General features: G+C 36.9%; 13 protein-coding genes and 1 pseudogene. 5 read left to right on the top strand and 9 right to left on the bottom strand.

Annotation, left to right across the window (positions count from 1 at the left end):
* Positions 1 to 57 precede the first annotated feature (57 nt).
* Complete coding sequence (locus H5J24_RS11745; RefSeq protein WP_068943033.1) at positions 58 to 2,421, top strand: patatin-like phospholipase family protein; 2,364 nt, start codon at positions 58 to 60, stop codon at positions 2,419 to 2,421.
* A gap of 510 nt (positions 2,422 to 2,931) precedes the next feature.
* On the opposite strand, the gene H5J24_RS11740 is transcribed toward H5J24_RS11745, so the two are convergent.
* The 9 genes from H5J24_RS11740 to H5J24_RS11700 all read right to left on the bottom strand — a co-directional run bounded on the left by H5J24_RS11740 (position 2,932) and on the right by H5J24_RS11700 (position 15,477).
* Positions 2,932 to 4,011 (bottom strand): cytochrome-c peroxidase, encoded by a 1,080-nt coding sequence (locus tag H5J24_RS11740; RefSeq protein WP_390881155.1) that lies wholly within the window; start codon positions 4,009 to 4,011, stop codon positions 2,932 to 2,934.
* Positions 4,012 to 4,078: 67 nt separating this feature from the next.
* Entirely contained in the window at positions 4,079 to 4,258 is a 180-nt protein-coding gene (locus tag H5J24_RS11735; protein WP_232816321.1) for a hypothetical protein, read from the bottom strand.
* The gene (locus H5J24_RS11730; protein WP_232816320.1) at positions 4,255 to 5,592 is read right to left on the bottom strand and encodes a DUF6850 family outer membrane beta-barrel protein; all 1,338 of its coding nucleotides are present in this window, start codon (positions 5,590 to 5,592) and stop codon (positions 4,255 to 4,257) included. The genes H5J24_RS11735 and H5J24_RS11730 overlap by 4 nt, the downstream gene beginning before the upstream one ends.
* Position 5,593: 1 nt before the next feature.
* Positions 5,594 to 6,814 (bottom strand): DUF4876 domain-containing protein, encoded by a 1,221-nt coding sequence (locus H5J24_RS11725; RefSeq protein WP_068943036.1) that lies wholly within the window; start codon positions 6,812 to 6,814, stop codon positions 5,594 to 5,596.
* 19 nt (positions 6,815 to 6,833) lie between these two features.
* The gene (locus H5J24_RS11720) at positions 6,834 to 9,629 is read right to left on the bottom strand and encodes a TonB-dependent receptor plug domain-containing protein (protein ID WP_068943037.1); all 2,796 of its coding nucleotides are present in this window, start codon (positions 9,627 to 9,629) and stop codon (positions 6,834 to 6,836) included.
* Between the two features lie 427 nt (positions 9,630 to 10,056).
* The gene (locus tag H5J24_RS11715; RefSeq protein ID WP_068945068.1) at positions 10,057 to 12,012 is read right to left on the bottom strand and encodes a T9SS type A sorting domain-containing protein; all 1,956 of its coding nucleotides are present in this window, start codon (positions 12,010 to 12,012) and stop codon (positions 10,057 to 10,059) included.
* A 159-nt stretch (positions 12,013 to 12,171) separates the two neighbouring features.
* On the bottom strand, positions 12,172 to 13,350 hold the full coding sequence (locus tag H5J24_RS11710; RefSeq protein WP_068943038.1) for an acyl-CoA dehydrogenase family protein: 1,179 nt from the start codon (positions 13,348 to 13,350) through the stop codon (positions 12,172 to 12,174).
* 128 nt (positions 13,351 to 13,478) lie between these two features.
* The gene (locus H5J24_RS11705; protein ID WP_068943039.1) at positions 13,479 to 14,267 is read right to left on the bottom strand and encodes an NUDIX hydrolase; all 789 of its coding nucleotides are present in this window, start codon (positions 14,265 to 14,267) and stop codon (positions 13,479 to 13,481) included.
* Positions 14,268 to 14,796: 529 nt separating this feature from the next.
* The gene (locus tag H5J24_RS11700) at positions 14,797 to 15,477 is read right to left on the bottom strand and encodes an MFS transporter (protein WP_232816319.1); all 681 of its coding nucleotides are present in this window, start codon (positions 15,475 to 15,477) and stop codon (positions 14,797 to 14,799) included.
* A gap of 177 nt (positions 15,478 to 15,654) precedes the next feature.
* On the opposite strand from H5J24_RS11700, the gene H5J24_RS11695 reads away from it, so the two are divergent.
* The 4 genes and pseudogenes from H5J24_RS11695 to bglX all read left to right on the top strand — a co-directional run bounded on the left by H5J24_RS11695 (position 15,655) and on the right by bglX (position 23,760).
* Positions 15,655 to 18,567 carry a SusC/RagA family TonB-linked outer membrane protein gene (locus tag H5J24_RS11695; protein ID WP_068943041.1) on the top strand — a complete coding sequence of 971 codons (2,913 nt, stop codon included), beginning with the start codon at positions 15,655 to 15,657 and terminating at the stop codon, positions 18,565 to 18,567.
* Positions 18,568 to 18,577: 10 nt separating this feature from the next.
* Complete coding sequence (locus H5J24_RS11690; RefSeq protein WP_068945069.1) at positions 18,578 to 20,107, top strand: RagB/SusD family nutrient uptake outer membrane protein; 1,530 nt, start codon at positions 18,578 to 18,580, stop codon at positions 20,105 to 20,107.
* A 2-nt stretch (positions 20,108 to 20,109) separates the two neighbouring features.
* Complete coding sequence (locus H5J24_RS11685) at positions 20,110 to 21,534, top strand: glycoside hydrolase family 30 protein (protein ID WP_068943042.1); 1,425 nt, start codon at positions 20,110 to 20,112, stop codon at positions 21,532 to 21,534.
* A gap of 4 nt (positions 21,535 to 21,538) precedes the next feature.
* Positions 21,539 to 23,760, top strand: a pseudogene (bglX, locus tag H5J24_RS11680) (beta-glucosidase BglX).
* The last annotated feature ends 54 nt before the right edge of the window (positions 23,761 to 23,814 follow it).

Here is a 23,814-nt window from a genome sequence, read left to right as displayed (position 1 = left end):
TAGGGTATAATTGTATATTTACCGTAAATTTTTATACACATAAAAACGGGTTGTCTCATGAAAAAACTCCTGGTTTTGGGAACCATCATTCTTTCTCTTTTCCTTAAATCCCAACAGATTAACGATTCTCTGAATATCAGATTACAAAATGTAACGAAGGATACAAAGTTTGGTTTGGCCCTTAGCGGAGGTGGAGCAAAAGGATTTGCCCACATCGGTATTCTGAAAATGATTGATTCTCTTGGAATTAAGGTAGATTATATCACAGGAACAAGTATGGGGGGTATTTTGGGCGGTTTGTATGCAATGGGATATAATGCTGATGAACTGAAGAAAACTATCTATAAAGTAGATTGGAATAGGATTCTGAGCAATAAAATTCCCTACAGCAAAGTAAACATTAGTGAAAAAGATGAATATGATAAATATATTCTGGAATTTCCTGTAGTAAAAGGAGTTCCGACACTTCCCAGCTCTTACATTGAAGGGCAGTATATGGGGGAAGTTTTGAATACATTGACCTTTAATGCAAAACATATTAATGATTTCAGTAAACTGAGGATTCCGGTAGAGCTTACTTCTTCAGATATTGAAAACGGAGGATTAATTATGCAGAAAAAAGGGTCTCTTCCATTGGCCATTCGTTCTACTTTGGCTATTCCTGCTGCTTTCGCACCAGTTTATATTGATGGAAAGCTTTTGGTAGATGGTGGATTAGACCGGAATTATCCGGCCAATGAAGTTCGCCAGATGGGAGCAGATTTCGTTATTGGCGGCTATACAGGTTTTAGGCTTTTTACCAAAAAAGAGATTGAAAATCCTATGAAAATGATCTACCAGACGCATGCCATCCGTTCTGTAGAAGATTTTAAACATCAGAAAGCCTTATCCAACATTCTGGTAGACTTTGTAGACCCTTTGGGGGATATTACTACAAAAGACTTCGCAAAGTTCAGAAAGATCATTAAAATAGGGGAAATAGAAGCGAGAAAGCATCTTCCTGAATTTATAGCTTTGGCAGAGGCTCAGAAAAAATTGGGAATCAAGTATGAGCACGAGAAAATTGAAGAAGTAAAACTGCCTACTACAAAATTTACTTTCAACGAAGAAAATGGGACTCCGCTTACTGATGATGTAGAAATTGCAGTGATTAAAAAAGAATTAGGGCTGGCAGAAGGAAGATATTATGATGTAAAAACTGTTAATGAGGCCATAGACAGGGTGTTCGGAATGCGCCAGTACGAAAAAGTGTATTATACCTACACCAATGAAGGAGATGGTCTTGTGATGAATATTTTTGTGAAAAAGGCTAAAAAAGGTGCTTTTAAATTGGCGCTTCACTATGATACAGAACAATCTGTTGGGATTATTGTTAATTATACTTACAGGAATATCCTGGCTAACAGATCAAGGTTTCTGGCTACCATTGATATTTCAGAGCGTTTTAAGGCAAGATTAGCCTATCAGCGTTTCCTTGGAAGCGGGGATCATTGGTGGATTGATCTTGAAGCGAAAATGGTTCACCTTAAAAGTAATGATTTAACTTTCAGAACATTGGGGTATGATGATGATTATACTACAAAATTCCCTAACCACATATACAGAAATATTACAGGGAAAGTAGCTTTAAATTATAATATTAATCCTAATGCCTTTATTTCTTTGGGAACAGAGTTCAGTGCTGAAAGAATGTACACTTTGCTAGATAAGATAGACCAGGCGAAGACTGATAATTTTAGTAAAAAACTCTACAATCATAGTAATTTTAATGCATTTTTAAAGTTTGAGCAGAACAATCTGAATAAAAGATACTTTTCTACCCGTGGCAATCACCTTCAGGTAAGTACAAGGCTGTATTTTGGAGATCAATATAATTTATATGATCTGCAAGTGGTACAGCCTCAGTTATATCCAATTTTAAATCCTCAAGAGCCAGGTTATTTTGTTCCTAAGAATCTGATGTCTTTTACCCTGAACGAAAATTTTGCTTATCCTATTACAAGAAGACTGGCAGCCAAGGTTAATCTGTTCCTGGGAACAAGCTTTGGTGCCTACAGAGAAGATACTGTACCTTATTTTTTTCTGAATCAAAAATATAATTTGGGGGGAAGTGAGTATAATTATGATATGCTAAATCCTGAGTTTAACGGACTTCGTCAGAAAGAACTGCCAATGAATTCTGTAGCTAAAGCTGGAGTATCATTTCAGTATAGAATTATGAAGAGATTGTATGTGACACCTTCATTCAGCTATGGAAAAGTGAGTGAAAAACTGTCTCCTTTCAATGATAGTTTTGAGATGTTTGGGTACGGGGTCAACCTAGGATATGAATCTCTTATAGGCCCTATTAACCTTAATATTTCCAGAAATAACCAGCTTGATTTTTCAAGGATCTATTTCAGTATTGGATTTAAGTTTTAGAGAGGAAAGAAGATGGAGGCTGGAAGAGGGAAGTTCTTGAGGTTAAGGATATAGCTGTACCTCAATTTTATCAGTATCAAGCAAGGTTTAGTAGAGTAAGGAAGCTGGAAGCTGGAAGTTCTTGAGGTTAAGAATATAGCTGTATCTCAATTTTATCAGTATCAAGCAAGGTTTAGTAGAGTAAGGAAGCAGGAAGAGGGAAGTTCTTGAGGTTAAGAATATAGCTGTATCTCGATTTTATCAGTATCAAGCAAGTTTTAGTAGAGTAAGGAAGCAGGAAGAGGGAAGTTCTTGAGGTTAAGAATATAGCTGTATCTCAATTTTATCAGTATCAAGCAAGGTTTAGTAGAGTAAGGAAGCAGGAAGAGGGAAGTTCTTGAGGTTAAGGATATAGCTGTATCTCGATTTTATCAGTATCAAGTTATAGGCTACTAATAGATTAAAATGATTTCCAAAGGTTATTGGAGAAACAGTAACTTCCAGCCTCCCTCTTCCAGCTTCCAGCTCAATTCACTGTCTTGGAATTTCAGGACGCGGCATTTTATAATAGCTCCCGGACATACTCTTCAGAAAAGCTACAATAGCATCTATTTCCTGGTTATTGAGCTGTAATGGTTTCATCCTTGGATCGGTTACCGGGAAGTTGGGATCTGCTTTCTTTTCTTCCGGGCTTGGATTAATCATCTGCATTCCGCTATTGTACAAATTAACAACTCCATGAAGGTCATCCATTAAACCGTTGTGCATCCAAGGGGCGGTGTAGTTTAGATCTCTTAAAGAAGGTGTTTTAAATTTGCCTACATCATTAGGGTTTTTAGTTATATGATAAAGTCCGAGGTCTTCATATTCACGCTGATAGTAGGTGAGTCCTATGTTGTGAAATGATTCGTCAGTCAGATATTGACCGTAATGACAGTTCATACATCTTGCCTTGGTACGAAACAGATGCATGCCATATATTTCCTTATCACTCATTGCTTTGTGATCTCCTTTGATGAATTTATCCAATTTGCTGGGCTGGCTTCTGATGGTACGCTGAAAGGTAGCTAACGAATTGGCGATTTGATCAAATGTAATTTTATCTGTGTGATACACTTCCTTGAAAAGCTGTCTGTATTCTTTATACTTTGAAAGTTTTCCGGCCAGTTTTTCGGGCTTCATATTCATTTCATTGTGAGCAGAGATTGGCCCAACAAGCTGCTCTTCCAGTGTTTTAGCTCTTCCGTCCCAGAAATAAGAAGTTCTGTCCGCAATGTTATAAAGAGATTGTGTATTCCTTTTTCCCAATAAATGGTCATTACCAAGAGCAACTTCCTGTCCGTCACTCCAACCCAACTCAGGATTGTGACAGCTGCTGCAGGAAACCTGGCTTGATGAAGATAATTTTGGATCAAAAAATAGCTTTTTTCCTAGCATTACCTCAGGAAATTCCTGAGTCTCATAATAATTGGAATCCCATTCTATGGCTTTAAACTCTTTCCAATCTACATCTGCATCTATCGAAGGTTTAGGCCAAAATTCTATAGGCTTTTTGTATTGTGCTGCTACCTCTCCGTAATCTGTAGTGTAGGTTCGTAAAGTATGCTGCATGCAAAATAGAGCAATTACGCTTATCAGCAGTATTAATTTAATATCTGAAAATTTCATGTTTTTTTACTTAAAAAATGCCTCCTATAGTAGCTGCAAAAAGCATGTTGTTATCGTTTTTGAAATTACTGTATATCATTTTACCTCCCACATAAGCATTCTTAATAACCGGAACATTGAAATGAAAATTAATATCGAGCCTAGCTTGCCAGAAGTCTGAAGACTGATAGTTGTAGTTTTCTTGTATCATCTGCTGAATGACAGGCTTCCCGGGAGTATTGAAGATTGAATCTTTTTATAGAAATCTGTTACAGAAATTCCCATAGAAACAGAAAGAGCTAGTTGGTCTGTGAATGTTTTTAGCCATTGGTAATCTGCTCCGTATATAAGTTTACTTAAATCAATGGTGGAAATAGGATTGTTGTACTTTTCCTTTTCCTGAATCAGTCCAAAGAAGGGAACGAATGATGATTTTGCATTTCGATGTTCCATTTCTAAAAGACCTTTCAAAACTAGATTTGTTACTTTATGATTGTACTTTTCTGCAGAGCCAATCTGTATATAATTCCTTGAATTATCATTGAGAAATAGATTCTCTGTACCTTTTCTTTGAGTATGATTTCCGGCAGCAGAAATTCCCCAGGAAATTCTGCCTGTTTCAAAAAACTTTCCTAATGAGAAATTAAATTGCTGTTCATCAATGTTGGAAGCATTAAGATCTGCATATTCGGTCAGGAGTTTATCAAGATTGAATTTTTTGATGCCGGCAGTCAGATACCATGATCTGTTTTCTGCTTCGAAGATTTGTAATCCACCACCATAAGTCCAGCCTTCATAATATGCCTCGCGAAGCTTCCCTGAAAGTAGTTCATTATAGTTTCCCAGGCCGTTCATATTGTAAATCATGGGGAACCCTTGATTACTTACAAAACTTAGATAGTGCTTTTGGGTATACTTTTCAGCTTCTATATAAGCCCCGATTTTAAACTTCCCAAACATTATTTTGTTTGCCCCAAGAGCCAATGAAAAGGTAGCAGAGGTATTCTTAGGCCTTGGATCAATGTCGCGATAGCTTAAACTTGCTTTGTAGCTTCCTGTAATTCCAACAGTAAATGAATTGATTTGCTTTGAATATCCTCCTGAAAATTTGTAATTTTCAAACTTCATGTCACCACCTACGCTGTCGGCTGCTACATAAGGATAGATGATATCATAATCAGCATTTTCATTCCATACTACCTGCTTGTTTTTTCCCTGTGAGTAAGAAGCATCGCCCCAAACCACAGTTTTTGGATCCAATATTTGATGGGTACGGGTTTCTGCACCCCAAAGATTTTTTCCTTTACCCTTTTGCTGTATTTCATTAGGAGTATCATTGTTTTGAGTGAATATATTAAAAACAGTAATATGATATTTCCTTGAACCTAACCTATTGGCCGGGTTGGTGTTGATGTTATTTTTGAGTATCCTTTCATAGCTATACTCTTCATGAATTTTCTTCATGATAGTATCATTGTCCTGGGCATACATTTCGGAGCTAAGGAAAAGAACGGGCAGGATAAGTATGGACTGAAAATGTTTCATTTTAGTTGAATAATGAAGGTTTTACACCATGTTCAAAATCCGCAGTAGAATTGTTAGTGTCTTTTAAGATATTCTTACCCTCTGCTGTTTTTCCAATCACTTTTCTGCGGACTGCTTTTCCAAAACGATTAGAATCCCCGTCGAAAGAAGTTACAGAAGTCCATCCCATATCTAAAGAAGGGGAAGCCACTAACCATTGGAAAGAATCCTGTACACTTAGGTTAACAGCATCTGTAATCCATGTATTTGGAATCTTAACAGCAGTTCCGTCCATGGGATACACCTCTCCTCCAAAAGTAAGGTTGTAAGTATAAGTGTATGTATTTTGGCTGATTAGGGCTTCGTTCGTCATTCCCTGTGGCATACGTGCTAATGCATAAGCATAATATCCTTGGGTGTGAATAACCATTTTTTCAAATACATTCAGCATTTTAGGAACGGCAGGATTATCAATATCATCAGAATCTTCTTTGAAAATCTGGAAATTAGCCTGAGAAAGATTGGTAGAAGATGGGTTAAATTCTTTGTGGTTAATAGCATCTTCTGCAATGATAATAGATGAGCCTGGCTGTACCGGATAAGTCATTCCATTACCAGGAATTCTGATGATTGCTCCGGCTGAAAATGTTGATCCTATGATATTGGGGCTATAATCTTGCTTTTCGTTAGTCATAAAAGCAGACTGTATGAGCAGCATTCCGTCGGCATATAATGTTTGATCTGTATTGTTGGTAATTTTAAAGTATTGGTCACCAAAATACATGGCACCCTGTGGTGTTTTGGTCCCTGTAAAGAAAACCTCTTCAAGAATCAGATCACTGCTTCCGGCTTTAAGTGATATATTGATGGTTTTATTTTGTTCAGTACCATTGATGACCATTCCGGTCTGAACACCACCAACTTTGCCCTCTGTAAGCACTGAGTTATCATTATAAACAATGCTTCCTTCTACAGTAATGTTATAAGTTCCTGTAGGAAGAATTATTTTCAGAGAATTGGTGTTTTTAAGTTCCTGAATAACTGTAAAGCCAGTGTTCAGTTCTTTAAAATTAACGGTAAGATGTTTGTATTCTTTCACCTGAATATCTTCCGGAACGACTTTCAGTTCAAGGTTTAAAGTAGTTTGTGCCTGTGTTTCCGGTGCGTCAGAGTCTGACGAACATGCTGCAAGACTTAATACAGCACACAAGAGTAATAGTGTTCTAAATAATTGTTTTAACATAATTATGGGTTTGAAATTGTTATAAATTGAAATTGATTTCCATTCCGAAGTAAGGATCGTGCGCTCCTTTTCTGCTGATAGTAATCCCATTTACACTGTAAGGAGCATAATAGCTGAAAAGCCTATTGGCAAACATGGAAACAATAACTGTTTTGTGTCTAAAGCTTTTGGTTACTTTAAGGTTAACATTGGCTTCCAATGGCCTTCTGTTGGCATTGTACCGGTCTTCATTCTGAATCATCATCAGCCTTTCAAGAATGGTTCCTCTCGCTGTATCAGGATTGTACGGTAATAGAGTGCCGTTTTGATCTACATAATGACTTGGAGTTCCGTTCATAGGATCTAATTTTCTCATCGAAAACCAGGAAAACTGGAAGGAAGTAGAGAAGATCAGATCTAATTTGGGGATGTAGGTATCCATCATCAGATTGGTATTTAGGATTTCATTTACAGAATTGGGCTCCATTCCATTATACAATCCGAGATAAGGATAGGGTCTGCCGTTAATCAATATATCCGGTCTTCTGTAAACAGGCAGGCTGTTGCCATATTGAGTACGAAACCATGCTCCGCTCAAAGTAAATCTTGTATTAATGACAGGAATTCTATTGGAAGAATATTGAAACTCTACACCTTCCTTATCTATTTTACTTCCATTTCGCTGAGAAGAATACATGAAGTTCTCCGTTATAAGCTGATAAGGGAGTGTGATAACATCCGGTGGGGACGTTATTGTCTCATGGTTAAGAGCAGAGGTGTCATATTTTTTATATTGATAGCCTGCATATTCATTCATCGTTCGGAATGCATTGTGCATTTTTTCTTTAAAAACAGTCACTGACAGCTGATGAAGTCCAATACCGAAATCTATCCTTGCCTCAAACTTTTCATTGATAGCAGGTTCTATTTCCGGATTTTGAGGGTTATAAATCAGAGTTTTATAATTCACTCTTCTATAGTTCGGATCAGAATGGAAATAATTGAGCTGCTGGATATCTTTATAAATCAGTTCCGGATATAGAAGATTAAGATCCGGGAATAAGCTCTGCTTACCATAGCCCAATGTCAATGCTATCTGAGTTTTTTTATTCATCAGTTTGAATTCAGGAAGACTCCATTGCAAGTTGATTCTGGGATCCAGGTAGACCTTTCCGTTCATTGTAAATTGAGTGGGCAGATTCAACATTGAGTTTCCTCTTAACCCTAATGACAGTGCAAGTTGATGCTGGCCAAGATTTTTTGTACTGATGGTTTCCAAAAACAAGGCAGCAGTAGAATAGGCCGGAACATCACGATAGGGGCGAGGTCTGAAGGTGGCTTTAGGATCTATCGGTTTATAAATATCAAATAATTGTCCCTGACCCCAGTTTTTACTTAGTTGCCAGTCGAATCCTGCATTGATTTCATTTTTTATGGTTTTAAAATCCCATTGGAAATTATTAACCATTTTCACAAAAATATCAAGTGGTTTACCATCTACAGTATAATCCGAAATATATTGGGCTTGAGGATAATATCCGTCATATTCGCCCTCAGTTCGGGAAAGAGGAAAAGCCATTGCGTTCTCCAGCTGGATAAACTTGGTCTGTTTTATTTTGTCAAACCTTTGATTAATTGTTGCCTGAATCTCTGTAGATCGATAAAATGAAGGTTTATTTTTGGTATAATTGAACACATTGGAAAGGCTCAAAAGATGATTGTTGACTTCGTAAGAGTTGAGTTGAGATAAATCCACGTCAGGATCAGTCTTAGAACCGTCCAATGAACCTGTATAGCTGAGATGGGTCTGCCATCTGAATGTACCATGATTTTGTTGTTTTTCCTTAACCAGAGCAAAATTGGCTGTAATTCTTTTATAGTTCTCAAGTCTGTCTCTTGGGTCAGATTTTGCATTCAGATAGTCAATTCCTGCATTGATTTTTAAATTTCGTTCTTTATCTTCAAATCCTTTACTGACTGCAAAAAGTTTGCTGTAACCATCGGCTTTAAACCTGGATTTCCATGGGGTATATCCGGATTTATTGGTGATTTTAACAATTCCGGAGGTAAGATTTCCGTAGATGACAGAAGGAATTCCGCGCAAAATCTCCACTTTTTCAATCTGATCGGTTGAGATACTTCGCATATCGACCCCGCTTGTAAGGTTAAGCCGTCTTTTTAATCCATTATTGGATTTATCTAAAAAATCATAGGTGTACTGAAGATTAGCACTGGAATTTAAGGGAGCTCCATCTACTAAAAATGCAGTTCCCATTGCTGAAGTATTGTAATCATTACCTGGATTACCTGTTTCACGAAGGCTGATCTTATTCATCTGATTAAGTACAGGATCTCCGGATCTTCCTCCGGGAAGCAGCTCCAGAAGGTCTGTAAAGCTTGATGGCTGTAAATGCTGCATGGCTTTCTGACTGATAACAGAAGAAGAGGTGAAGCCTTTACTTTCCTTAGCTGTAATAATCACTTCTTCAATGGAATTGATTTTGTCAGCCAGCGAAAAGGTAAAAATTTCAGGTTTTGTAATGATTATTTTACCAATATATTCAATAATGCCGTTTTTTTTGATCTCAATGGTGTATTGACCAGGATTGATGGATGCTGTTGCAAGGCCTTTATCATTAGTAGATATTGAATAGGTATGATCAGTAGATAAAATTTTTATTTCAGAACCTTTGATGGGTTCTGCCTGAGTATTCTTTACTTCAAATGAAATAACTGCTTTTTTTTCCTGTGAATGTGCTGTTGAAAATGCACTGAAGAGAATTAAAAATGTGAAAATTTGTGTTTTAATAGGGAATCGTGGATCGTTGCTTACCATCTGGTACTTTTCTTCCGGCAAAGGTAGGAGTCATTAGATAAGATTACTAATTTTATTTAGAATAATTTAAAATAATTGACATAAATCATTTTACTTATTTTATTGTTTTATGATTTTTAGATTTTAAAATTTAGACTCATTTTATTATATGTGGTTGTTTATTAGTGTTCTATTTTATATCATCGGAAGGCTGCAAAACTTTATTTCTAATTTTAATTGTTAGAGTTATCTTTTTTGAAAGAAGAAAATAGCTTTGTTAAAATTTATACCTTAAGAAAATGAAATAAGAAAAGTTAATGGTTTAGATTTTTGTAAACATCTGCGAAATATAAAATCATTGTAGACAAATCATTTATTTCATGAAAAAAGCACCCCATTGCTGGAGTGCCAAAATTAACTTGAAAATGATATATAAAAAGGATTGATACTATAGTTTAACTTTTTTATTGATCGTTTTCCCATTGGAAAGGGTCATCTGCACAACATAAACTCCAGGTTCCATGTTTCTCGATTCGAATTGCTGGGAGTTGACTTCCTGTTGATGAATCAAAGCTCCGGAAATACTGTATATGCTGATATCTTTAATATTATGATTAGCTCTGGCTCTGATCTGTTTGTTCTGAGCAAAGATGTCTGTACTGTTTTCCAATCTGGTGTTTTCAAGATTCTTGCTGAACTGTAGGTTATAGTAGGATGTAACTACCTCGAATGTGTATTTCTGAGGATCCAGTTCCTGCAAGGTGATTCCTCCATTTTTCTGATACAGATCTTTAGAAATGGTTTTAGCCAGATTTTTATTTTCATCAAAAATATGAACTGCTGAAAGTTCATCCTCATTGATCTTTAACTTTAGAATAGCATTGTTTTCGGATTGTATGATTTCATTTTCTGCTACTTCTATAGGAGTGTTTTTAATGTAAGGAAGCATTTTTTCCTGATCACTTTCCGATACTTTCAAAAGATATACACCATCTTTTAAAGAAGATAAGCTTCGATCAGTTGCAGATCTGCTGCTTGCCTTTTCTTTATTAAAATCAGTGATTTCAATCAACTGCATATTTCCAAGTTCAGGTTTTATCTGAGAAGAAAATAGAGCAGGTGTTTCTGATGAAGGTACAGTTGCCTGTTTTCCAAAAATAGATCCCACTGCAGCCCATTGATTGAAAAGTCCGCCACTTCTTAAAGTATTGAATTTGGCATTGGAAGCCAAAACAAATGGAACAATACCACCTACGTGACCAATTGGCCCCCAGTAGAAGGAATCTAATTTATATTTACTCAAATCCCACCAGGCATAATAACCGCGCTGTACATCAATGGTTTTGGATGTGTTCTCTGGCGGAATGGCAAGATCAACGGTAGAATGCCCAAGAGTCATAGGAGTTTTGTTATACCAGTCGTACACGTCTTTAGGCTTCAGGCATTGTCTGAATTTATGATTCGGGTTATTGGTGACATCATTCACAAAATTGGTGGTGAACAGTTTTCGCCATATAAATGGTCCCCATAGTAAACCGCCATTATCCTGAACCACATGATAATTGTATTTGTCAAGATATTCTGCGGAAATAACTTCCGAAATATCATTAGTATATGTTTTGTATCCTGTATTGTTGCAGCTGTGAAGAACATTGGCAAGGAAAGAAGTAAACGGATAAATATCTTTTTCTAGAACACCTTTCTTTAATGTGGTTTCTGACATATCATAAGGGCCGTCTCCCATATAGGCATACTTAAATTTCAAATTGCCGGGATTGGATACATTCAGTCTTTTTAGGGTTGACATTGCGGCATGAGCACCTTGTGAATAACCTGCTAAGAAATATTCATCATAGCGTTTCACTCCCAATTGAGCTAATGCTTTATTAGCTGCGGTAACAAAATCAATAGTAGCTCCGGACTCAGTAGCATAGTCTACATACGGATGTACGCCATCTCCGTCTCCCATTCCTACGTAATCGGGTGCCATTAAAATGTAACCGTTGAGTACATAAGAAAGTTCAACGACAAATCCGGCGGTTAAAGTTCCTTTAAAATTAGAAGGAACATTGTGCCTGCTGTCAGTAGTTCCGTGGTCAGAAACCACGGTGGAAAGCTTCATATTGACATTAGGATACATCAGAAGTCCTGTTGCTTTGACAAGAACATTGTTTTCATTTTTAGTGTAATAGGTTATTTTATATCCTTTTAAACCAACATTGAAACCATTGAGGTAGCTTACAAAGTCAGGGGCATTTTGTTCGCCAAGATTGTTGGCAATGAAATTAACAACCCCCTGGGGTGTTAAATCCAATTTCTTTTCGGCGCTTACCAGATCACCAGCCTGCTGGGCAAGATAGAATGGAGCAGTAAGTCCTATCAAAAAAGTTGTAATTTTCTTCATATCGTGAATTTTTACTACTGTCAAGGTAATAACTTTAATAAATTCACAAAAATATTCAGACATTAATAACTATTCATTGAATATTAAATTCTCTGAAAGGTGAGTAAAATAAAGAGTCTGATCCAAAGACCAGACTCTTAATTCTATATTTTCCTTTTTTTAGAAAGCGTTGATACCTGTAATATCTAAACCGGTGATTAACAAATGAACGTCATGAGTTCCTTCATACGTAATTACAGACTCCAGATTGGCAGCATGTCTCATCATTGGGAACTCACCCATGATTCCCATTCCTCCAAGGATCTGTCTTGATTCTCTTGCAATGTCAATCGCCATTTTTACGTTGTTACGTTTAGCCATTGAAATTTGTGCCGGAGTTGCCTTATGAGCATTCTTAAGGTTTCCTAACTGAAGACATAATAACTGAGCTTTTGTAATCTCCGTTAAAAATTCAGCTAATTTTTTCTGCTGAAGCTGGTAAGAACCGATTGGTTTACCAAACTGCTTTCTTTCCTTAGAGTACTGAACCGCAGTACAGTGGCAGTCAATAGCAGCACCAATGACGCCCCAGGAAATTCCGTATCTGGCAGAGTTCAAGCAAGATAGAGGTCCTTTCAATCCTGTAACTCCCGGAAGTAAATTCTCTTTCGGTACTTTTACATCGTTGAATACTAATTCTCCTGTTTTAGAAGCTCTTAAGCTCCATTTATTATGTGTTTCCGGAGTTGTGAATCCTTCCATTCCTCTTTCAACAATTAATCCCTGTATTTTTCCTTCCTCATTCTTTGCCCATACTACAGCAATGTCGCAAAGAGGAGAGTTGGTGATCCACATTTTAGCCCCATTCAAAAGATAATGGTCTCCCATATCTTTAAAATAAGTTTCCATAGAACCCGGATCAGAACCATGGTTAGGTTCAGTTAATCCAAAAGAACCAATCATTTCTCCAGCAGCAAGCTTTGGAAGATATTTCTTTTTCTGTTCTTCGGAACCGAACTCATTAATGGGAAACATTACCAAAGAGCTCTGTACTGAAGCGGCAGAACGTACTGCAGAATCTCCTCTTTCCAATTCCTGCATGATAAGACCATAAGAAATCTGATCTAATCCAGAACCACCATACTCAACGGGAATATATGGACCTAATGCTCCAATTTTTCCTAGTTCTCTCATAAGACCCGGGAGATCTGTATGATTTTGAGCTGCCTGATCAATCTGCGGCATTACAAAACTTTCAACCCAATCTCTGATAGATTGGCGGATCAGTTTGTGTTCTTCAGTAAGTAAAGCATCAATTCCATAGTAATCAGGGATGCTTGTAAGAGGATAATATGACATGATTTTTTGATTTTGTTAAAAATAACATTTTTCGTGGTGTTTGAGAAATTTTTTTGAAAACTTATCTAAATGCTGGTTTTCAAACAGATAATGTGGCTTTTTCCTGTTTAAGGGATAAAATTCACATTTTAAGCTTCCTCATCATTGGAGATAGGGTACTGATTAGTGGAATTATGCACTTCAGTTTTAAATTTATAGAGGTATGGAGCTTTGTTAGCAGAACCGTCATATAGTTTTTCTAATCGGTCAAGAATATTGAGGCTTAGTATTTTTCGCTGGAAGTTATTTCTTCTGAATTTTTGCCCTAAAATGGTTTCATAAAGAGCCTGAAGGTCCTTCATCGTAAATTTCTCAGGAAGAAGATTACTGGCTGCCACTTCAGTGTTGATATTCATTCGAAGATATTCCAGTCCGGTTTCTATAATTCTGTCGTGGTCAAATGCCATCTTCGGCAGATTATTCACTTCAAACCATTCGCAGCTTTCGTTAAAAGCATCCGGAAAAGTATTTGTGAGTGAAAAATCGATGAGACTGCAGTATCCTACTGTAATAAACCTCTGAAAAATCCAGTGGTCTGCAGGGACTTCAATCCCTTTATTTCTAAGAAGGATCTGATGTACATTATTTTCTGTACGGTCAATTCTTCCGAATGTATGGAATTGTTTTAGAAACAAATCTTTAAGATGAGTTCGCTCATACAAAACCCGTTCTGCCGCTTCTCTAAGATCCTCATCATTGAAAACAAAACCACCCGGGAGTGACCACAGATCCAGATCATGATATTTCAATAACAATACTTTCAGAATGTTATTGTGAAATCCGAATATCGTACAGTCTACAGAAATATGAGCAACGAAATCCTTGGTGTCGATCAGTTCCTGAAGTGTTTCTTTACTTTTTGTGTCTTTGATTTTCATGGTTGTAAAAATAAAACTATTTTCTATATTTTCTTTTTGAGACGTTAAAATATATCAAACTAATCACAAAAAGAAGAATTATAGAGCATAAAATATATAATGGATAAAAGTTTAATAGCCGCTTTCCAAAGAGTATGGCCATAATAATGGAACTCACGGAACTTCCCAGAGAAGAAAAAATAACAATAAGAGAGGTAAACAGATTGATCTTTTCTTTATCTACCAAAGCAATCATTTTTGAATTGACAACCGGATAGAGCGGCGACAGAAATAATCCTATCACTGGAAACAGAAAGAGAATCATTCTGGAATCTTCGGAATCAAAATACTGAATTCCTAAGATGACAAGTAATAAGGCTATAATTAATGATATGCATGTAATGTAATATTTTGATAATGAAAATCTACGGATGATATTGGCTGTGACCGTTCTTCCTGCATAAGAGAAAAGAGATAAAAAGAAGTAGCCTGAAGGGCGAAAAATGAATTGACCTTCAGATGATTCTTGTAAAAAGAAGGCAGCCATGAATTAAACCCCCTGTTCTACAAAGACAATAAAGAAGATTACAGCAAGGAATAAAGCAACTACAGGGGTTGTAAATCCTGAAAGTTCAATGAAAATACTTTTGTTTTCGTAAGGTTTAGACTCTGTAATTTCTATTTTTGAAAGTAAGAATATGGTGACGGCAGATAATACAGCAATCAACAGAAATCCAAATCTCCAGAATTCGGAATAAGGGCCGGAGATCAGCCACCCAAAGCCTGTATTCACTACAAAAATTCCTATCATAAAGGAAGCTTCTACACTGTTCATTGTTTTGGCCAATGATTTTTCATCAGAAATATTATTCCTGATGATCCCAAATACACATATTTTCCCGATTGCAAAGCAGGCGCCAATAATGGCAAACCATACTTTATAAAACCAGAATTCTTCAATAAAAGGAAGGAGGCAGGAACAAAACCCTACAATAGCCAAAGCGGCAATCAATGCTTTTTTTGATCCTGTTTTATTGATAAAGCTTACTGCGAATAGAGAGATAAATGCAATAGGAAGGTCTTTGAAAGATTCCAAAAATCCGAGCTCTCCATAAGTGATATTGGTATCTGCAAGCTGAAGGATAATAAGTCCCATACAGTTTAGAACCATTGAGAAAATAAGGAAGGTCAGTTTTAAAGGGAGAGAAATTTTGGAAAGCTTAGTGGTCATTTCGGGAGTTAACTTTATTGAATTTTTATAGCTTTTTGTGAATAATTGATGCGAAGATATGGCTTTTAACCCTGAATAATAAACGAAATTTTAAAATATTTGTTAATCTAATGTTAATTAATAGAAAAAAAATATATTTTTATTGTCTCAATTTGAGAATTAAAACAATGACTGTATATGAACATAAGAATACCATTAAGCTTAGGCGCGGTTGCCGTTCTTTATTTCACGGCTAATTTCAGTGCCCAGACCAAGAAAGATTCACTTTCTAAAGAGAATAAAATTGAGGAGGTTGTATTGATCGGTTATGGTACTCAGAAAAAGAGTAATGTAACGGGAGCAATTTCCAGTGTAAGAGCAAAAGATATCGAGGATATTCCTTCAGGTAAGCCGGAACAGGTATTACAAGGAAGGGCTGCCGGGGTTTCTGTTGTTACGAATTCCGGGCAACCAGGATCTGCCGCAACTGTAAGGGTACGTGGAGTAACCAGTTTCGGAGCGGGAAGTAATGACCCTTTATGGGTAGTAGATGGTATTGTAGTAGATAATATTGCCTGGCTGAATCAATCCGATATAGAGAATATTGAAATCCTGAAAGACGGTGCCTCTTCAGCGATCTATGGAGTTTCTGCTGCGAAAGGAGTTATTCTGGTGACTACTAAAAAGGGAAGAAAAGGAAAAATGAATTTATCTTATAATGGATTTTATGGTTTAAGTTCAGCTTCTAAGAAACTGGATCTTCTGAATGCCAGTCAATATGGAATGATTATTAATGAAGCATTGACTAATGGCGGAAGTCCTGCAAAGTTTACCAATCCTCAATCTTTCGGAACGGGTACAGACTGGCAAAAAGAGATTTTCAATACAGCGGAGAGAACATCTCATGAATTCAGCCTTAGTGGAGGGAATGATAGATCTACTTTTTATTCTTCATTCGGATATTATGAACAAGACGGGATTGTATTAAAAGACATCTCCAATTATAAAAGAATGAATGTAAGGCTTAATTCAACACATAAAGTGTTTGATTTTCTTACCATCGGGCAAACCCTATCTTATACTCACCAAAAAAACAAAGGGGTGAATGCAAATGATGAGTTTGGAGGACCTTTAAGTTCTGCTATCAATCTAGACCCCATTACTCCTGTAGTGGTTACAGATCCGAATATGTTGAATACAGGTCCCTATAACAATGCAGAAATTTCTCCATATCTGATAAGAGATCCATTTGGTAATCCTTATGGAGTATCTACAATTGTTGAAAATGAGATGACAAATCCATTGGCCTACAGACAAACGCAACTTGGTAAATACAACTGGTCTGATGATTTTGTAGCGAATATATTTGCTGAACTCAAGTTTTTGGATCATTTCACATTCAAAACTACATTGAACGGAAAGCTTTCCTATTGGGGAAAAGAACAGTTTACTCCAAAGTATTACCTTAATACCAATTCCAGAAATACAGTTTTTAACAGCTTTTTGAGAGAGAGCAATAAAAAAATGGAATGGAATACTGAAAATACATTAACCTACGATAATAAATGGGGTGGGCATCATTTAAGTGTTTTAATCGGGCAGGGAGCTTATTTTTATAATATTGGTTCCGGAAGTACCACTACATTTACCAATCTGCCTGTTAATAATTTTGAAGATGCATCTTTTAATTTTGATGTTCCAGCAGAAAATCGCTTGGCAACTGCTTATGATGGTGTTGAAACTCATAAAGCATCTTATTTTGCAAGGGTTATTTATGATTATGAGGATAAATATCTTTTTACAGGAACAATACGTAGAGACGGTTCTTCTAAGTTTGCAGGAAACAGACACTGGGGGAATTTCCCAGCTTTCTCTTTAGGATGGAATATATCTAATGAAAATTTCTGGCCAGAGAATAAAATCGTAAATACGCTGAAGTTTAGAGGTGGATACGGAGTTTTAGGAAATGATGCTATTGAGAATTTTAAATTCGTAAACTCACTTAAATCAGGAAGCAATTATGCATTTGGTGATAATAACATTATTATAGGATATGCTCCTACTACATTAGAAAACCCAGATCTGAGATGGGAGGAAACTTCTCAGCTGAATGTGGCAGCAGATCTTAAACTACTAAATGATTTTACATTAACAGTAGACTGGTTTAAAAAGAAAACAACAGATATCCTTCGTCAGGTAGATATTCCCGGATATGTAGGCGCTCCTGACAGACCATGGAAAAATGTAGGGGATATGAATAATACCGGTATAGAAGTTAATCTGGGGTATAGAAAAACATGGTCAGATTTTGGAATTTCAGTCAACGGTAACTTTTCTTATCTGAAAAATGAAGTGACAAGACTTGAAGATGATAAAATATTTGAAAATTTTGCATCATTCCAATCAATGGGTTATGTGACCAGGTTCCAGGTAGGATCACCGTACGGAGCTTTCTATGGATATAAAAATGCAGGTATTTTCCAAACACAGGCCGAAATAGACGCTTATAGAAATGCCAATGGAAATTTAATTCAGCCTAATGCTAAACCAGGTGATTTTAAAAGATTGGATGTGAATGGAGATGGAAAAATCAACCAGGAAGATTATGAATATTTAGGAAGTTCAGTCCCTAAATTCAATTATGGCTTAACCTTAAACCTGAATTATAAAAATATAGATCTAATGATTTTTGCTCAGGGACAAGGAGGTAATAAGATTTTTCAGGGGTTAAGAAGACTGGATCTATTCAATGCCAATTACCAGACTACTATTCTTGATCGTTGGACAGGACCGGGAACATCTAATACTGTGGCAAGGCTGGATGTCAATGATAGAAATGAAAATTATACCAAAATGTCTGATTATTATCTTCAAAAAGGAGATTTTGTAAGAATTAAATTGATACAGTTAGGATATACATTGCCCGCTGAAGTTTCTAAGAGTTTCGGAGCAAGCAAAGTTAGATTCTATGTGACAGGAGAAAACTTATTTACGTTTACAAAGTATACCGGATATGATCCTGAGATCGCTGTAAATGATTCATATGGTATAGACAGGGCTTATTACCCTCAGGCAAGAACATTTTTATTTGGTGCAAACATTCAATTCTAAAAAAGGTACTATGAAAAACAGATTATATAAAACGATATTATTAGTTGCTCTTACATCAGGAATTGCCTTCAGTTCCGTGTCATGTGGTAATGAATTCATTGAAGATGTACAGAATAAAGGAGCTTTTGACTCCAGTAACTATTTCCAGAATGAAGAACAGGCATTCACAACCTTGGTATCCGTATATGATGTACTTCGAAAATATTCAGGCGGGTTTGAAAATACCGTTACTTTCTTCAATGCCGGGTCAGATGATTTCTACGCAGGAGGAGGAAGCCCTACAGATGGTGCAGGGATTCAAGGCTTTTCGAATTATTCAATAGACCAGATTACAATTCCAAAAACGTATTGGAACGATTTTTATCAGGGAATTGCAAGAGCTAACCTGCTTATCCAGAGAATTCCTGAAGCTAAAATGAACGATAAGACCAGAAGTAGATTTGTTGCAGAAGCTAAAACGTTAAGAGCTTTATATTATTTTGAGCTGTTAAAAATGTTTGGAAATATTCCTTTGATCTTAAAACCAATTACAGCTACTGATGATTACTATAATATTCCTCAGGCGGATCCTCAAGCGGTTTATAGTCAAATCGAATCTGATATTCTGGCTTCAATTAATGATTTACCATTAGCAATTCCACCCACTAATAAAGCTGAGGTAGGAAGAATCAGCCAGGGTACTGCCCGTGCTATTCTGGGGAAAATCTACCTATATAATAATAAAAAAGATCTTGCTGCTGCTCAATTGGCTGAGGTAAATGGTACACCGGGGGAAGCCAGTCAGTACGGATATAAATTGGTGGCTAACTATAACGATCTATGGAAGCCTGATAATAAATTTACATCTGAATCTATTCTTGAGGTAATGCATACCAATAAAGGAAATTCTGATTGGAGTTTTTGGGGCCAGGGAAAAGACGAGGGAAATTCAATCTGTATTATGATAGGGCCAAGAGGGTATAACAGGCTATTGCCTTCTGCTCCTGATATTGTTTCGGGGTGGGCATTCAACACTGCCACTGAAGACCTTTTTAATGTAATGAAAAATGATCCAAGAGTAGGGGCTACAATATTTAATGCAAAACAATTAACTGCTGATAAAGAAATTACTTATTCACCTGCTAATAAAGATACAGGATATTTCTTAAACAAATATCTTCCTACAAGAGCTGAGGTTTCTACACTTCCCGGGGCTCCGGAGCTTAATTACAGCCGAAATTATATAGTAATCAGGTTGGCAGATACTTATCTGATGGAAGCAGAAGCTCTCAATGGAAGCGGAGCAAGAGCTCAGGCATTGTTGGACGCCGTAAGAAGCAGAGTAGGATTGCCATCTGTTCCTGTTACTCTACAGGCTGTTAAAGATGAAAGGAGAAAAGAATTAGCAGGGGAAGGGCATAGATGGTTTGATTTGGTAAGATGGGGAGAGGCCGCCTCTAAATTGTCTTCCAGAGGTTTTGTTGCAAATAGAAATGAACTTTTGCCTATTCCTTATAATGAGCTTATTAATACGGCAATTAAACAAAATCCCGGCTATTAAACATGAAGTTTCACAACTTATATAGTTTCTTTAAAGGTACTGCACTGCTTTGCGGTGTGGTACTTTTTCCTTTATCGTGTACCTCAGTTACTCAGAATAAAGGAAATGAAGTGCATTACTGGCTTACCAAAGGAGATGAAAGTGTACTGTTGCAGCTTCAGACACCAATTAGATTTGTAAATACATCTAATGGCTCTCAGAATATTGAAATTGATGATACCCAAAAATTTCAATATGTTGACGGTTTCGGATATACATTGACAGGAGGAAGTGTTGAGGTTATTAACCGTTTATCACCTTCAAAAAGAAAAGCTTTGTTGAGCGAACTTTTTGGAAACGATAAAAATTCTATTTCCATCAGCTATCTGAGAGTAAGCATTGGGGCTTCTGATCTTGATGGGGAAGTTTTTTCCTATGATGATCTTCCGGATGGACAGACAGATATTTCTCTTTCTAAATTCAGTCTGGCAAAAGACAAGGCTCTGATTGCTATGCTGAAAGAAATTTTAGCCATCAATCCTAAGATTAAAATTATTGCAGCTCCTTGGTCAGCACCGGTTTGGATGAAAGATAACGGAAAGACAAAAGGAGGGAGTTTAAAGCCCGAATTTTATGAAACGTATGCCCGCTACTTTGTAAAGTATATTCAGGAAATGCATAATGAAGGAATTACTATTGATGCCATCACTCCTCAGAATGAGCCTTTACATCCGGGAAATAATCCGAGTTTGTATATGCCATCAGAAAAACAGAGAGATTTTATTAAGGGATATTTAGGGCCTGTTTTTAAAGCAAACAATGTCAAAACAAAGATTGTTGTATACGATCATAATTGTAACAAGCCTGAGTATGCTCTTGATATTTTAAAAGATCCTGAAGCCTATCAATATATTGACGGTTCCGCTTTTCACTTATATGAAGGTGATATTTCAGCATTAAGTACAATACATAATGCCTTTCCGGATAAGAATCTCTATTTTACGGAGCAGTGGACAGGTTCAAAAGGAACTTTCAATGAAGATCTGAACTGGCACATGAAGAATGTAATGATCGGATCCATGAGAAACTGGAGCAGAATAGCTTTGGAATGGAACCTGGCTAATGATTCAAAATATGGACCTCATACAGAGGGTGGATGTACGGAATGTAAAGGAGCGATAACCGTTGCAGACAGTGAGAACTTTACCAGAAATGTTGCTTATTATATTGTAGCACATGTCTCTAAGTTTGTACCTGCAGGATCTCAACGTATTGCTTCCACTCAGACAAAAAAATTATCGACTGCAGCATTCAAAACTCCCAATGGAAAAACGGTCTTGATTGTTCAGAACGATAGTAAAGAAAATGAAAATTTTAATATTAAATTTGCCGGAAAGATCGCTGCAGTAACCATACCTGGGCAATCTGCCGCTACTTATATTTTTTAATCGTATGAAGAGAGTTTATTTTTTACTCGCATTCTCAGCACTTGGAATGAGTGTCTACGGACAGAAAACAACAGATCAGAGAGTCGCAGAACTTTTGTCTAAAATGACACTGGAAGAAAAAGTAGGGCAGATGGTGCAATATAGTGGATTTGAATATGCCACAGGGCCTCAGCATTCTAATTCAGCTGCGGTGTTGGAAGAAATAAAAAAGGGAAAAGTGGGCTCTATGCTGAATGTTGCCGGAGCAGAAGAAACCAGAGCATTTCAGAAACTGGCCATGCAATCCCGATTGAAGATTCCTTTACTGTTTGGGCAAGATGTTATTCATGGATATAGAACTACTTTCCCTGTCAACATCGGACAGGCTGCAAGTTGGGATCTGGGAATGATAGAAAAATCAGAAAGAATTGCCGCTACAGAAGCATCTGCTTATGGGATTCATTGGACTTTTGCCCCGATGGTAGATATCGCAAGGGATCCGAGGTGGGGAAGAGTGATGGAGGGCTCAGGAGAAGATACTTACCTGGGAACTCAAATCGGATTGGCAAGAATTAAAGGATTTCAGGGAAAGGGATTAGGGAATCTTGATGCACTTATGGCCTGTGCAAAACATTTTGCAGCTTATGGTGCGGCGGTAGGCGGCAGAGATTATAATTCTGTTGATATGAGCCTCAGACAATTGAATGAAACTTACCTTCCGCCCTTCAAAGCTGCCGCAGAAGCTGGAGTGGCTACATTCATGAATTCTTTCAATGATATCAACGGAATTCCGGCCACAGCCAATCAATATATCCAAAGAAATTTACTAAAAGGAAAATGGAATTATAAAGGTTTTGTGGTTTCGGATTGGGGAAGTATCGGAGAAATGATTCCTCACGGATACGCAAAAGATGGCGCTGAAGCCGCTGAAAAAGCAATTCAGGGAGGCAGTGATATGGATATGGAAAGCCGGGTATATATGGCAGAACTTCCGAAACTTGTTAAAGAAGGAAAAGTAGATGCTAAACTGGTAGATGATGCCACAGGGAGAATTTTAACTAAAAAATTCGAGATGGGGCTTTTTGACGATCCTTACCGGTTCAGCAATGAAAAAAGACAAAAAGAACAGGTTAATAACCAGGTAAATAGAAAATTCGGAAGGGAGTTCGGATCTAAAAGTATTGTTCTTCTTAAAAATAAAGACAATATCCTTCCCCTTTCAAAAACAGTAAAAACAGTGGCTTTGATTGGCCCATTCGGAAAGGAAACGGTAGCCAATCATGGGTTTTGGTCTATTGCTTTTAAAGATGATACTCAAAGAATTGTTTCACAGTTTGATGGGATAAAAAATCAACTCGATACAAATTCTACCTTATTATATGCAAAGGGCTGTAATGTAGATGATCAGGATAAAACGATGTTTGCAGAAGCTGTAGAGACCGCCAAAAAAGCAGATGTGGTGATTATGACTTTAGGAGAGGGACATGCGATGAGTGGTGAAGCAAAAAGCAGAAATACCATTGGCTTTTCCGGGGTACAGGAAGATCTGTTGAAAGAAGTTGCCAAAACAGGAAAACCGATTGTCCTTATGATTAATGCAGGCAGACCTCTGGTTTTCAATTGGGCAGCAGACCATATTCCTGCTATTGTGTATACCTGGTGGCTGGGAACAGAAGCAGGAAATTCTATTGCCGATATTCTGTTTGGAACGGTAAACCCGGGTGGAAAACTTCCGATGACTTTTCCAAGAACTGAAGGGCAGATCCCTGTCTATTATAATCACTACAATACAGGTAGGCCTGCAAAAAATAATACAGACAGAAATTATGTTTCAGCGTATATCGATCTTGACAATGATCCGAAATTCCCGTTTGGATTTGGGTTGAGCTATACAGACTTTACCTACTCCGATATGATTTTAAGTTCTGAAAACCTGAAAGGAAATCAGAATTTAATCATCAATGTTACAGTTTCCAATACGGGGAAATATGATGGCGAAGAAGTGGTGCAGCTTTATATAAGAGATCTTTTTGGGAAAGTAGTAAGACCTGTAAAAGAATTAAAGGGTTTTAAAAAGTATTCATCAAAAAAGGAGAAGCTAAAAAAGTGGAATTTACACTGACTCCGGAAGATCTGAAATTTTTTGATGACGAATTGAATTTTGACTGGGAAGCAGGTGAGTTTGATATTATGGTGGGGACCAACTCTCAGAATGTACAAACTAAAAGAATTAATTGGACGAAATAAATATTCTTTTAACCTGGCCGCAATAAAAATAAAATACCTTTAGCTCAACTTAAT

This window comes from Chryseobacterium capnotolerans, assembly GCF_021278965.1.
GTDB classification, from domain to species: domain Bacteria; phylum Bacteroidota; class Bacteroidia; order Flavobacteriales; family Weeksellaceae; genus Chryseobacterium; species Chryseobacterium capnotolerans.
The sequence above is the reverse complement of the archived record's forward strand: the minus strand, read 5'-3'. Positions and strand labels throughout refer to the sequence as shown.